This is a genomic window from Streptomyces sp. 8L, assembly GCF_020176795.1.
GTDB lineage: Bacteria > Actinomycetota > Actinomycetes > Streptomycetales > Streptomycetaceae > Streptomyces.
Genome location: NZ_JAIUKE010000313.1, coordinates 1 through 14,006 on the forward strand (window position 1 = coordinate 1; position 14,006 = coordinate 14,006).

Below are 14,006 nucleotides of genomic sequence, written 5' to 3' on the forward strand. Positions count from 1 at the left end.
CGTGACACTGTCGGACGCCGGCACGATGCCCGTACTCGGGGTCGTGCGTCCGGACGCGTAGCCCCTCCCCTCCGGGCCCGCGCCCGGGGCGTGTCCCCCCGCGCGGCCGGCCGGGCGCGCGCCCGGGCGCGTTCGCACCACCGAGAGTGACGCCGGTGTGACCCCAACACCCGTGCGCGGGCCGGGTCGTACGGTCCGCCGGTGCCCTCCCGGGTGACCCGGCACACGTGACGCGGCCCACGCGGAGGGCCGTTCACACGTGATGTTCGTCATGGCGCCGCACCGTTCCGCACCGCCGGTAACCGCCGTGGATGCGGTGCGGGGGCGCTCCGGAAGCGGTGCGCCGGGCCGCATATGACAGAGGCCGCTTGCCCTCGCACCATTCCGTACCACTGCCACGGACCGCTAAGGTCCCCGTCGGTGGGGCGTCGATCGTCGCCGCACCGCGCCCTCGGGGGGAGGGAAGGAATCCCAAGACCGATGCCCGTACCCGTACCGCGGCAGCGCACAGGTTCAGAGGTGGAGCAGACCGCGGCCGCGCCGGACACCGCCGACAGCACCCCGGCCACAGGCGCCACCACCCACAGTCAGCACCCCGCGACACCGCGGCAGCCGGCAGAGCCTGCGGCGCAGGCCGGCGAGGCCGGCGGGACGCCCGCACAGCCGGCGTCGCGGCCCACCGGGGCCACCGAGGCCGGCGGGGCGCCCGAGGCCACTGGGGCCACTGGGGCCACCGGGGCACCCAAGACGTCCAAGGCACCAGGCGCCTCCGAGGCCCCCGCCGTGCCGAGGAACCTCACGCTCCTCGTGATCGAGGACGACCCCACGGGTCCGTTCAGCGTGCCCGAGCTGCCCGAGGGCGGCGGCACGCGGGTCCGCATCCGCACCGCGCGCAACCTCACGGAGGCGTCGCGGCTGCTCACGGACGACATCGACTGCCTGCTCGTCGACCTCGCGCTGCCCGGCGGCAGCGGCACCCGGGCGCCCGAGGACGACGGGCTCGGCCCGCTCAGCCGGGTCCTGCGGCTCGCGCCCCGGCACGCCGTCCTCGCGCTCGCCGCCGAGGGCGACGCGGAGCGCGCGGCGGCCGCCGTACGGGCCGGTGCGCAGGACTACCTCTTCCGCGACGAGCTGGACGGCAGGCTGCTGAGCCGCGCCATCCGCTACGCGGTCGAACGCAAGCGTGCGGACGGCGCGCAGCGCCAGCTCACCGAGTCCCGGCTGCACGCGCAGGAGAACGCGCGCCTGGAGCGCGGCCTGCTGCCCACTCCGCTGCTCGACGGCTCGGACCTGCGCTTCGCGTCGCGCTACCGCCCCGGCAGGTCGCGCGCGCTGCTCGGCGGCGACTTCTACGACACGATCCGCACGCCCGACGGCACCGTCCACGCGATGATCGGCGACGTCTGCGGGCACGGTCCCGACGAGGCCGCGCTCGGCGTGGAGCTGCGCATCGCGTGGCGCGCGCTCACCCTCGCGGGGACAGGCGGCGACGAACTGCTCGCGACGCTCCAGCAGGTCCTGGAGCACGAGCGGGAGAGCGAGGAGATCTTCGCGACCCTGTGCGCCGTCGACATCGCGCCGGACGGCCGGAGCGCGGACGTGCGGCTCGCCGGCCACCCCGCGCCGCTGATCGCACGGAGCGGCGAGCGGGCCCGGCTCATGTCGTACGACTGCTGCGGCCCCGCGCTGGGGCTGCTGCCGGGCGGCAGGTGGCCGAGCCAGCGCGTCGAGCTCGGGGACGCGTGGAATCTGATGATCTACACGGACGGCCTGATCGAGGGCCGGGTGGGCGCCGGGTCGAACCGCAGGCTCGGCGAGGACGGCATGGCCGACATGATCAACGAGCAGCTGGCGGACGGGCTGTACTGCGACGCGCTGATCGAGGCCGCGCTCGCCCGCGTGGAGGAGCTCAACGGCGGGGAGCTCACGGACGACGTGGCCGTACTGCTGCTGGGGCGCGGCGAGAACGCACCGGGGCTGCCGGCCCTCGCGGGACCGGCAGCGCCGTAGACCGTACGAGCCGCTGGGGGCGGCCCCGTCGGGGCGGACCTGTGCGCCGCGACCTCAACGGCGCCCGTTGTAGGGCCCGTACGGGCCGTCGCTGCTGGAGCCGCCGCGACCGCCGCCGCGCCGCCAGCCCCGGCCGCCGCCGCTGACGGCGCGGACCGCGGGCCGCACGTCCACCATGAAGACGATGGTGCCGACGAGGCCGGCGATCTGGAGCATGGTCGACAGCGGGAGCGGGATTCCGAGGATCGGCAGCACGTTCACCGCGACGACCGCCGCGAGGATCGCGACCCAGAACCTCTTGGTCTTCTTGTCCGTGGCACGGTAGGCGTCCTCGCGGGTGGTCGCCGCGATGACGAGCGCGACGACTCCGAACAGCAGCAGGAACACGCTGATCAGAAAGAGGACGAAGCCGAATCCCGTGAGCAACATGCTGTGCACCGCCAATGAAGAAGAAGGGTGGTGGGGGGGGGGGGGCCCCCCCCGGGCCCCCCCCCCGCCCCGCGAGCGCGAACGCTCGCCCGCGTCAACGCTCGTACGGACTCTTCACCGGGAAGTAGGCCCGGAGGAACGCCTTCACCACCCGTGCCTGCTCCTCGGCGGGCACCTCCGCATCGGGGGACTCGCCGAGGCAGAAGACGTCGTGCCCCCGGATGGAGAGCAGCCGCGTCAGCTCCGGGTGCCTCGCGTAGGTGCCCACGTCGATGTAGGCGCAGCGGATCGTTCCGGGGACCGCCTCCCCGGTGAGGTAGCCGAAGTGGTGGTGCAGCGACGAGACCATCGAGATGTCCTGCCAGCTGCGCACCGGCGAGGCAGCCGTACGGGCGACCGCCTCGGGGAACGCCTTCTCGACGGCTTCGAGGACGCTCCTGCGCAGCGGATGCGGCGCGTGCAGGAAGCTGTTCGAGACGGTGACGCCGAACTCGTCCTCCAGCAGCCGCCTGTTGTTCTTGGCCGCCGCGAAGTAGCCCTCGTCCTCCTCCGACACCTCGCCCACGGGCACGGTGGTCGGGGACCAGAAGAAGTGCGACGCGCCGTTGCTCTGGAAGAAGCTCCTGGCCGTGATGGGACGGCCGAAGAAGACGTCGTCGTTGAGGTAGAGGAAGTGCTCCGACAGCCCGTCGATGCGGTGCAGCCGGCTCTCGATGGAGTGCGAGTTGAAGGTCGGCAGGCAGGACGGGTCGTCGAAGATCTCCCGGTGGGACACGACCCTGACGTCGAGGTTCGCGGTGTCCAGCCAGTCCGGGACCTGGTCGTCCGTCACCAGGTACACCCGCCGGACCCACGGCGCGAACATCGCGAGGGACCGCAGGGAGTAGCGCAGTTCGTCGCGGTTGCGGTAGCGGGCGGCCGCGTCGCCGCCCTCCCCCGCCGGCCTGCCCAGGTCGGTCAGCCGCTTGACCCGGCGCTCCCGCCAGGCCGGATCGGAGTCGTCCACCCAGGTGTAGACGGCGTCGACCGGGAACGTGATGTCCCCCACGAGCCGCTTGCCGAACGGGGCCAGCGTGGGATGTTCGGCCTCCCCGATCGCCAGGACGGCGTCGGACTCCAGGGAGGGCAGCCGGGCGCCGATCCCGGTGGGGCGCAGCGGCGCGAGGTACTCGCCGGCCGGCTCGGCACCGGCTTCGGCGTCGGGGAGCTGCTCCCGCGCCCAGAACTCGATGTCGCAGCCATACGCGGGGCCGAAGCGCAGCGTCCGGCTGGTCGTGGTCACCGGCCGGAAGACGCGCAGTACGCGCATCTCGCCGACCTGGTCGAGCCGCTCGGCCAGGACGACGCCGGGGGCGTGCGTCACCGGCTTGAGCAGCTCCGCGTAGACGGCGCTGCCGCGGTGGTCCTCCGCGAGGGCGGCGCAGACCTTCTCGGTGTACCGGGCGTCCACGGCGACCCGGCGGCGCTGGACACCGTCGTTGGCGCGCAGGACGACGTAGGGGATGCCGTGTGAGGCCAGCGTCCCTGTGGCCGTCTCGAAGTTGCGCAGGAGCACGTCCGGGGCGAGGAGGTCGTCGCGGACCTCCGCGAGCCGTCCGCCGGACCGCGTGAGCCTGCGGTTGGCGGCGTTGATCACGACCTCGCGGGCACGCTGGTCGCCGGTGGACGGCGACGTACGGTCCGCGGAGACCGTCTGGTGGAACCGGCCGGCGCCGCCGTGGATGATGCGCCGGGCCACCCGGTCGGCGCGGTCGGCGAGGCGGTCGGGGCTGTCGCGCTTCTCGACCAGCTCCGTGAGCAGCGCCTCCCAGCGCCCCACTATCACGTCGGCGGCGAACCTGCTGCTGCCCTCCAGCGCGGCCGCCCCGTAGGAGCAGAGGAGTTCCTGGTCGTCCATGAGGCGGGACATGGCCGCCGTGAGGGCCTCGATGTCCTGCGGCGGGACGAGGAGCCCGTCGACGCCGTGGCGGATGATCTCGGCGGGGCCGGTCACGATGTCGTACGAGATCGCGGGCACGCCCGCCGCGAACGCCTCAAGCAGGACGAGGGGGAAGGCCTCGCCGTCCTGCGAGGGGAGCACCGTGAAGGCGGCCTTCGCCCACTCCTCGGTCATGTTCTGGCTGGGGCCCATCAGCTGGACGCTGTCGTGCAGCCCGAGGCCCTCGATCTGGAGGCGCAGCCGGGAGCGCTGGGGGCCGCTGCCGAAGATCCGCAGACGCCAGTCCGGATGGTCGGCAAGCGCGCCCGCGAACGCCTGGATCGCGTGGTCGACCTGCTTGTCGGGCACCAACCGCCGCGGCATCACGATGGTCTTGCTCGTCAGGCTCGACCGGGGGCGGAACCCCTCGGGGATGGCGTTGGCGATGGTGTCGAGCCGGGGCGCCGCCGCGCCGAGCGACTCCTCGAACCACTGCTGGGTCCGCTCGGTCAGCACCACCACCGCGTCGACCTCGGGGGCCCTCAGCATCAGGGGTTCGCCCGTGGCGCCGCGCAGCTGCGAGGGGCGGTGCTCCTGGTGCACGGTGACGACGCGGGACGGCACCAGGTCCGCCATCGCGGACATCAGGGCCGGCGAGGTGCTGATGACGACATCGGTGTCCAGGGTGGACAGCGCGCGCCGCATCTCGATGTCCGAGAGGGCGTCGAACGTCGCCTCCCACTTGGGGTTGACGAGGCTGCTCGGCAGGCCCGCGAGCTTCTCGCACTCCTGCGCCGTCAGCCCGCTGTCCCGCACGGGGCGCTCCGGCTTGGCCGTACGGTCCACGAGGTAGCGGACCGCGACCCGCTCGTCGGTGGGGAAGAACGGCTCGGGCCGGGTCTTGAACACGCTCAGGATCTCGACCTGGTGGCGCGGCACGAGATGGGTGGCCTGGGTGTAGGCCGCCTGCTCGGTGCCACCCATCTCGTCGCCCCATGTGAGCAGAAAAGTGATCTTCATTTCTCTCCACCGGCGGCTGCGACGAGGGCCCCCCGAAGGGCCAGGCTTCCGACAGGTGTGTAGTAGGGATTGATCCGGACGCTCCGGTCGTCGTCACCGGTGAGCAGCCTGTCGGGCATCCGGTGGACGGTCCGGGGAACCCGGAGGTCGTGGCGCTTGCGGGAGATCTTCAGCGGTTTCAGTCCTGAGCAGCACAGCCGCGCGTCCCACACCTGTTCGCGCGGGGTCACCCCGGGGAGGTCGGAGACGGCGACCGTGGCCTCGAAGCGCTCGCCGTCCCAGCGCACCGGCACGGTGTGCGTCAACCGCCCGGTCCGCCGCACCAGTTCCACCTCGCCACCCGCGTAGGCGTCGGCGGGCGCGTTGACCAGGCGGCCGCGGACCGTGATCCCGGTCCAGTCGAAGCGCACCAGTTCCACCTCGGCGCCCGGGCCGTCCCTGCCGATCGTCAGGTGCGCCCGGCCGGTGGCGGACGTGCCCAGGCGGCAGGACGTGCCGTCCTCGCGCACGGGGTCGGGGACGGTCGGGCCGTCCTGCATCAGCGGGGGCGGCGTGGCCAGCGCGAAGTGGCGCTTGCCGCCCGCCGCGTCGGTGAACTCCACGGACGCCTTCCAGCTGCCTTCGCCCAGGAGGTAGCGGCTGACGCCGGCCGGGAGCACGCTCTTCTCCCGCAGGCTGTCGAGGAGTTCGACCACCGCGGTGCCCTCGGCGCGTACGCCGCCGCCCTCCGCCTTCCTGAGCCGGAGCGGGACGACGGCGGGGGTGGTGCGGTCACCGAGGACGAGCACGGCCGTCGAGGGAGTGAGGCCGGAGGGCACGGCCACCGAGACGTTCAGCGTCCTGCCGTCCAGCACCGACAGGTGCGCCGGCGTGAGGCGGGGCCAGTCGTCGGGCTGGGGCAGCAGCTGGACGCGGCTGCCCCAGCGCTCCCTCGCGGACCGCAGACGGGCATACCCGTTCCGCAAGGCCTCATGGGGCGTGACAAGAGGTCTCACTGTTCTCCTTGGACGCGCTCGAACGGGCTGGGCACGGGGAAGTAGTCAGCGAGGAAGCCCTGCAGCAACGCGCTCTGCTGCTCCGCGTCGGCCATCGTCGACCCGGTGTCGTTGACGCAGAACACGTGCCGCTCCCGGTGCGCGATCAGCTGCCCGAGCCGTCGCTCGGCGCCTTCGCGCGAGAGGTCCACGTAGTTGTAGAGGAGTTCGTTCGAGGGGACGGCCCTGCCGGTGTGGAAGGCGTAGTAGTGGTGCAGCGAGGAGGTGATGGACAGGTCGTCCATGCTCCGGAAGCGGCTGCCCGCGGTGGCCCGGTACTCGTCCGCGTAGCGGACCTCGATCTCCGTGAGCACGGACCGGTTGAGCGCGTGCGGCATGTGCTTCATCTTCTGCACGAGGACGGCGCCGAAGCTGCGTTCGATCAGCCGCCGGTTGTTCTTGCCCGCGGCGGCAACGGGCGGATCGTCGTCGCCCACGGGGCCGAGCGGCACGAGGGCGGGCGACGGAAAGAACCGGCTGATTCCGCTCGCGAAGAAGAAATCACCGGGAGTGGTCTCGCGCCCCAGGAGAACGTCGTCGTTGAAGTACAGGAAGTGCTCGGAAAGCCCGTCTATGTGGTGCAGTTGGCTTTCGATCGCGTGGGAATTGAAGGTGGGCAGCCAGCTCGGGTCCTGGAAGACGTCCCGGTGGTCGACCAGCTGGATTCCCGGGTGCTCCGCGTTGAGCCAGGCCGGGGCCTGCCGGTCGGTGACGAGGTAGACCGTGCGCACCCAGGGCGCGTACAGGTGCAGCGACCGCAGCGAGTAGCGCAGTTCGTCGCGGCTGAGGTAGCGCGCGTCGTTGGCCGCCTCCTCGTGGTAGGCGGCGCCCGAGTGGCGCGCGCGCTTGCGCTGCCAGTCCGGGTCCGAGCCGTCCACCCACGTGTACACGACGTCGATGGGGAAGTCCGGCTGGTGCGTGGTGCGCGCGACGAACTCGGCGCGGGTGGGCACCCGTACGGGTTCCGCCACGGGCCCGAAGCGCGGCACCAGGTCGGTGAAGTAGCTCTCGTCGGCCTCCACCACTTCGCCGTCCACCGGGACGGAGTCGGTGACCCGCCCGGCGCGCGGAGAGACGAGCCGTCCCCCTTCCTCGGCTTCCTCGGCTTCCTCGGCTTCCTCGGCCCAGAACTCCAGGTCGCAGCCGTAGGCCGCGCCCAGGATCAGCTTTCCCGTGGGGTCGGTGCGGTACCAGACCAGCCGCAGGACGGAGGCGCCGGCGATCCGCCGCCAGGCGCCCGAGCGCTCCACGGCGTAGAGGTCGGAGTCGGCCGGCTGCCCCCGCCGCACCGGGGCGACGTAACCGGGCTGGACGGCGCAGAACTTGAGGAGTTCGGACAGGACGGTGTCCCGGTCCGACGCGGCGACCGCCACGGCCGCGGCCGTCTGCGAGGAGCCGCGTACGCAGAAGTGTTCGACGCCGGCGGCCTCCAGCAGGCTGAGGACGTCCCGCAGATTGCTCCGCCGCGCGCGGACCGGCGTCATGCCGTCCTCCGCGAGCGCCAGGCGGATGGCCTCGTCGACGGCGACGACGCGCCGCTTCGGACCGACCATGTGCGAGCCGTACTTGCGCGCGGCGCGCGTCTTGCGTATGCGTTCCCGGGTGGATTCGGCCGAGGCGAGACCCAGTTTGATCCGCCGCCGGAGGTCGGGCCCGACCCGTCCCGCGACCAGGCGCCGGGCCTCCTCCGGGAGTATTCGTCTGTACGCGCCCACCAAACGCGGTGCTTCCGGGTTCTGCACCCTCACGGCTCCTGCTGCCTTGTGCGACCAAGACAACAGCCGCCGCTCGAACACTACTTCGCAAAGTTAATCATAGAGATATCAGGATACGTTAACCATCCCGTCATAAAGCAGTTACAGAACACGCACACACGAAGAGAGGGCCGGGTATGGTTCCCGGCCCTCTCTTCGTACGGTGTTCGCAGGTCCGCGGGGTCCGCCCGCCGCGTCCCGCTCAGTTGAACGGGTCGAAGTCCTTGAACTCGCGGGCCGCCTCGTCCCGTTCCGTGTCACGGTCCCTGCGGCGCTGGGCGGCGGGGCGCGGCTCCTCCAGGCGGTGGTCCTCGCCGCGCCGGCCGAGCATCTCGGCCCCCGCCGCCATCGACGGCTCCCAGTCGAAGACGACCGCGTTGTCCTCGGGGCCGATCGCGACGCCGTCGCCCGGCCGGGCACCGGCCTTCAGCAGCTCGTCCTCGACGCCGAGGCGGTTGAGCCGGTCCGCGAGATAGCCCACGGCCTCGTCGTTGTTGAAGTCGGTCTGCCGCACCCAGCGTTCCGGCTTCTCGCCCCGCACGCGGTAGACGCTGCCGTCCTCCCCGTCCTCCAGTGCCACCGTGAAGCCCGCGTCGTCCACGGCCTTGGGCCGGATGACCACACGGGTCGCCTCCTCGCGCGGCTTCCGGGCGCGGGCCTCCGCGACGATCTCGGCCAGCGCGAAGGACAGCTCCTTGAGGCCGATGTGCGCGACGGCGGACGCCTCGAGGACGCGGTAGCCGCGCGCCTCCAGATCGGGCTTGATCATCTCGGCGAGCTCGCGCCCGTCCGGGATGTCCACCTTGTTGAGGACGACGAGGCGGGGGCGGTCGGCCAGCCCCCCGTACTCCTTCAGCTCCTCCTCGATGACGTCGAGGTCGGAGAGCGGGTCGCGGTCGGACTCCAGCGTCGCCGTGTCCAGGACATGCACCAGCACCGAACAGCGCTCGACGTGGCGCAGGAATTCGAGGCCGAGGCCGCGGCCCTGGCTTGCGCCGGGGATGAGCCCCGGCACGTCCGCGACGGTGAAGACGGTGGAGCCCGCCGTGACGACGCCGAGGTTCGGCACCAGCGTCGTGAACGGGTAGTCCGCGATCTTGGGGCGGGCCGCCGACAGCACCGAGATCAGCGAGGACTTGCCCGCGCTCGGGTAGCCGACGAGCGCCACGTCCGCGACGGTCTTCAGCTCCAGGACCACGTCGCCGCCGGTGCCGGGCTCGCCGAGGAGCGCGAAGCCGGGGGCCTTGCGGCGGGCCGACGCGAGCGCCGCGTTGCCCAGGCCGCCCCGGCCGCCCTGCGCCGCCACGTACGTCGTCCCCTGGCCGACGAGATCGGCGAGGACCTCGCCGTCCTTGTCGAGCACCACGGTGCCGTCCGGCACGGGCAGGACGAGGTCCTGGCCGTCCTTGCCCGAGCGGTTGCCGCCCTCGCCGGGCTTTCCGTTGGTGGCCCTGCGGTGCGGGACGTGGTGGTAGTCGAGCAGCGTCGTGACGGACTGGTCGACGACGAGGACGACATCGCCGCCGCGTCCGCCGTTGCCGCCGTCGGGTCCACCGAGGGGCTTGAACTTCTCCCGGTGCACGGAGGCGCAGCCGTGGCCCCCGTTACCGGCGGCGACATGCAGTTCGACGCGGTCCACGAAGGTGGTCATGGTGGGCTTCCTCCTGGAGAAGACAACAGAGACGTACGGGCGTGCGGGGCGTAGACGTATGGGCGTAGGTGTATGGGCCGGAGAAGTACCAGGCGTCGACGGTAGGAACGGGCAGAAGTGGACGGCAGGAACGCGGCAGAATCGGGCGGAAACGCACAAAGGCGTACGTACGTTTCCCAGGTCAACACGCAAAGGGCGGACCCGCTTCCCGTACGGGAAGGGGGCCCGCCCTGAGCGCAGAACTGGTGAACCGCTACCGGTCGGTCAGCCGACCGGAACGATGTTCACGACGCGGCGGCCACGGCTGGTGCCGAACTCGACCGCGCCGGCGTTGAGCGCGAACAGGGTGTCGTCGCCGCCGCGGCCGACCCCGGTGCCGGGGTGGAAGTGCGTGCCGCGCTGGCGGACGATGATCTCACCGGCGAGAACGACCTGACCGCCGAAGCGCTTCACGCCGAGCCGCTGGGCGTTGGAGTCGCGCCCGTTCCTGGAGGACGATGCGCCCTTCTTGTGTGCCATGAATCCTCAGTCCCTTACTTCGCAGCCGCGGGAATACCGGTGACCTTGATCGCCGTGTACTGCTGGCGGTGACCCTGGCGACGGCGGTAGCCGGTCTTGTTCTTGTAGCGAAGGATGTCGATCTTCGCGCCCTTGTGGTGGTCCACGACCTCGGCCGTGACCTTGATGCCGTCCAGCACCCACGGGTCGCTGGTGACGGCTTCCCCGTCGACCACGAGCAGGGTCGAGAGCTCGACCGTGTCGCCCACCTTGGCAGTGGAAATCTTGTCAACCTCAACGATGTCGCCGACAGCAACCTTGTGCTGGCGGCCACCGCTGCGCACGATGGCGTACACGCGGATCTCACTCTCATTCGGAACGGAAGCCCCTGACGCCAGCCGCCCGCACGGCCACAGGGCCCTGACAGTCCGGAATGGATGAGCGGCCTCCCCCGGAGACCGGGAGGTGGGTTGCTCAGAGGCGGGCGCGCACACAGACACGCCGAGGGACAAGAATACGGTCGGCCCCGTCGGGGGGTCAAACCGGCCCCCGCGGGGTACGGGGGCGCCCCCGCAGAGGTGGCCGCGGGGGCCGGTGCGCGCGTACGGCTCCGGCCCGCTCCCGCACCGCGGGGGTGCGACGAACGGGCCGGAGCCGAACTCCCGCCGGGGCGGCGGGCGAAGCGGTCGGACGGGCCTTCGGTCAGTCGTCCGTGGCCGCGGGGGCGGCAGCGGCGTCCGCGGTGGACGCCGTCTTCTTCGTAGACGCCTTCTTGGCCGTCTTCTTCGCCGTCGACTTGGCCGCCGTCGTCGACTTGGCGGCCGTCTTCTTGGCCGCGGTCTTCTTCGCCGGGGCCTTCTTCGCCGCCGTCTTCTTCGCCGGAGCCTTCTTGGCGGCCTTGCGGGCCGTCTTCTTGGCCGGCGCCTCCGCGGTCTCGGCGGCCTCAGCACCCTCCGAAGCCTGAGTGGCCTCCGGGGCCTGCGCGGCCTCCGGCTCCGGAGCTGCGGTCTCGGCGGGCGCCTCCGTCTTCGGGGACGAGACCACCACGACCGCGCCGTCGTCACCCGACGGCGAGCCGGCGGGAGCGGTGACCTTGCGGGTCACCCTCCGCCGCTCGCGCGGAGGTGCCGCGACCGGCGCGGGGGCGGGCTCGGGCCGCTGCTCGGGCTCCCGCTCCTCCTCCTGGGGCTTCGCCGCGGTGTCCGCCGCGGGGACGACCACCTCGGCGGCCGCCGCCGTCTCGGACGTACGGGGCGAGCCGGCCGGGGCCGACACCTTGCGCGTTGCCCTGCGGCGCGTACGGCCACCCCTGCCGGCCGCGGCCTCCGCCTCGGCGACGCTGCTGTACAGCTCCTCATCGGCGGTGAACACCGGCGAGGGCAGCGCCTTCGGGGCCGCCGCCTCGGCGGCGACCTCCGCCGCTGTCTCGGCCGCCTCGGACCCGGCGGCGGGGGAAGCCGCAGCCGGTTCCTCCACGACGTGCTCGTGCACGTGCTCGTCGTGGTCGTGGGCGTACTCGTGCTCGTGGTCCGCGCCGCCGCCACGGCGCTTCCTGCCGCGCTTGCCGCCGGCGTTGCCGCCCGCCGGGGCCGTCGGCTGCTCCATGTGGACGATGACGCCGCGGCCGTTGCAGTGCACGCAGGTCTCGGAGAACGACTCCAGCAGGCCCTGGCCGACCCGCTTGCGGGTCATCTGCACGAGGCCGAGCGAGGTGACCTCGGCGACCTGGTGCTTCGTACGGTCGCGGCCCAGGCACTCCAGCAGGCGCCGCAGCACCAGGTCCCGGTTGGACTCCAGCACCATGTCGATGAAGTCGATGACGACGATGCCGCCGAGGTCGCGCAGCCGCAGCTGGCGCACGATCTCCTCGGCCGCCTCCAGGTTGTTCCTGGTGACGGTCTCCTCCAGGTTGCCGCCCTGGCCGGTGAACTTCCCGGTGTTGACGTCGATCACGACCATGGCCTCGGTCTTGTCGATCACCAGGGAACCGCCGCTGGGCAGCCAGACCTTCCGGTCGAGCGCCTTCATCAGCTGCTCGTCGATGCGGTACGTCGCGAAGACGTCGACCTCGCTCGTCCAGCGCTGGAGCCGGTCGGCCAGGTCGGGCGCCACGTGCTCGACGTAGCCGCGGATGGTCTCCCATCCCTCGTCGCCGCTGACGATGACCTTCGAGAAGTCCTCGTTGAAGATGTCGCGGACGACGCGGACCGTCATGTCGGGCTCGCCGTACAGCAGCGTCGGCGCGTTCGAGCCGCCGCTCGCCTTCGACTTCTTCTTGATCTCCTCCCACTGCGCCTGGAGCCGCTCGACATCGCGGCGCAGCTCGTCCTCGCTTGCGCCCTCGGCGGCGGTGCGGACGATGACGCCGGCGTCCTCGGGGACGACCTTCTTGAGGATCGTCTTGAGGCGGGCGCGCTCGGTGTCGGGGAGCTTGCGGCTGATGCCCGTCATGGAGCCCTCGGGCACGTACACGAGGTACCGGCCAGGCAGCGAGACCTGGCTGGTCAGGCGGGCGCCCTTGTGGCCGATCGGGTCCTTCGTGACCTGCACGAGGACCGGCTGTCCCGACTTGAGGGCGGTCTCGATACGGCGCGGGCCGCCGGAGTGGCCGAGCGCCTCGAAGTTCACCTCGCCGGCGTACAGGACCGCGTTGCGGCCCTTGCCGATGTCCACGAACGCGGCCTCCATCGACGGCAGCACGTTCTGCACCTTGCCCAGGTACACGTTGCCGACGTACGAGGTCGCCTGCTCCTTGTTGACGTAGTGCTCGACCAGCACATCGTCTTCCAGGACGCCGATCTGCGTGCGCTCGCCGTTCTGCCGTACGACCATCACGCGCTCGACGGCCTCGCGGCGCGCCAGGAACTCCGCCTCGGTGATGATCGGCACCCGGCGGCGGCCCTGCTCGCGGCCTTCGCGGCGGCGCTGCTTCTTCGCCTCCAGGCGGGTGGAGCCCTTGATCGACTGGACCTCGTCGGAGGAGGTGCCGCGCTCCTCCTTCTTGCGCGGCTCGCGGACCTTGACGACCGTGCGCTCCGGGTCGTCGGTTCCGTTGTCCTGCTCCGGGCCCGCGGCGCCGCGGCGGCGGCGGCGCCTGCGGCGGCGACGGCTGCTGGACGAACCGGAGCCGCCCTCGTCGCGGTCCTCGTGGCCGTCCTGCTCGGAGGCGTCCGCCTCGTCGTGGCCGTCCGCCTCGTCCACGGCCTCGCCGTGGTTCCCACGGGCCGTACGGTCGCTGCCCGCGCCCTTGCGGCGCCGGTCGTCGGACGCGGAGTCGCCGTGCTCCCCGTCGCCCGCCCGCTCGTCGTCCTCACCCTGCTCGGCGCGCGACGACGGCGCCTCGGACTTCTCGGTGTGCTCGGCCCCGTTGTCGTCGGCCGACTCGCCGCGGCGGCGCCTGCGGCCGCCCCTGCGGCGGCGGCGCGAGGGACGGTCGTCGCCCTCGTCGCCGTCCGCGCCGTCGGAGCCGTCCGCGCTGTCGGGGCCCTCCCCCGCGTCGGTGCGGTCCTCCGCCTCGTCGGCCTGCCGGTCCTGCGCGGCGGGCTCCTGCTCGGGGGCCTCGCCGCGGCGGCGGGGGCGGGGGGGGGCCGGGGGCGGGGGCGGGGGGGGGCGCGGCCCGCCCCCCCGCCCCCCGCCCCCGGTACTCGGCCACGTTGTTCGTCGCGACGCCCAGGTACTCGGCCGTCTCGACC

The 14,006-nt window shown here is 72.4% G+C and carries 9 protein-coding genes; 1 reads left to right on the plus strand and 8 read right to left on the minus strand.

From position 1 onward, the window contains the following. The first annotated feature begins 480 nt into the window (after nt 1–480). Nucleotides 481–2,010, plus strand: a complete 1,530-nt coding sequence (locus LCE31_RS24195; RefSeq protein WP_225017573.1) for a PP2C family protein-serine/threonine phosphatase — start codon at nt 481–483, stop codon at nt 2,008–2,010. 54 nt (nt 2,011–2,064) lie between these two features. Here the strand turns inward: LCE31_RS24195 and LCE31_RS24200 are convergent, their stop codons facing one another. The 8 genes from LCE31_RS24200 to LCE31_RS24235 all read right to left on the minus strand — a co-directional run. Continuing rightward, the gene (locus tag LCE31_RS24200; RefSeq protein WP_225017575.1) at nt 2,065–2,439 is read right to left on the minus strand and encodes a DUF2516 family protein; all 375 of its coding nucleotides are present in this window, start codon (nt 2,437–2,439) and stop codon (nt 2,065–2,067) included. Nucleotides 2,440–2,533: 94 nt separating this feature from the next. Beyond that, nucleotides 2,534–5,377, minus strand: coding sequence for a stealth conserved region 3 domain-containing protein (locus LCE31_RS24205; protein WP_225017577.1), 2,844 nt, complete (start codon nt 5,375–5,377; stop codon nt 2,534–2,536). Continuing rightward, a complete protein-coding gene (locus LCE31_RS24210; RefSeq protein ID WP_225017579.1) occupies nt 5,374–6,342 on the minus strand; it encodes a hypothetical protein in 969 nt (322 codons plus the stop codon). Before LCE31_RS24210 ends, LCE31_RS24205 begins: the two co-directional genes overlap by 4 nt. Nucleotides 6,343–6,368: 26 nt before the next feature. Beyond that, on the minus strand, nt 6,369–8,153 hold the full coding sequence (locus LCE31_RS24215; protein ID WP_225017581.1) for a stealth family protein: 1,785 nt from the start codon (nt 8,151–8,153) through the stop codon (nt 6,369–6,371). Between the two features lie 214 nt (nt 8,154–8,367). Continuing rightward, on the minus strand, nt 8,368–9,816 hold the full coding sequence (gene obgE, locus LCE31_RS24220; protein ID WP_225017583.1) for a GTPase ObgE: 1,449 nt from the start codon (nt 9,814–9,816) through the stop codon (nt 8,368–8,370). A gap of 264 nt (nt 9,817–10,080) precedes the next feature. Continuing rightward, nucleotides 10,081–10,335, minus strand: a complete 255-nt coding sequence (rpmA, locus tag LCE31_RS24225; protein ID WP_225017585.1) for a 50S ribosomal protein L27 — start codon at nt 10,333–10,335, stop codon at nt 10,081–10,083. A 14-nt stretch (nt 10,336–10,349) separates the two neighbouring features. Next, complete coding sequence (gene rplU, locus LCE31_RS24230; protein ID WP_225017587.1) at nt 10,350–10,670, minus strand: 50S ribosomal protein L21; 321 nt, start codon at nt 10,668–10,670, stop codon at nt 10,350–10,352. Nucleotides 10,671–11,016: 346 nt separating this feature from the next. After that, a partial coding sequence (locus tag LCE31_RS24235; RefSeq protein ID WP_225017589.1) for an Rne/Rng family ribonuclease occupies nt 11,017–14,006 on the minus strand: 2,990 nt, incomplete at its 5' end.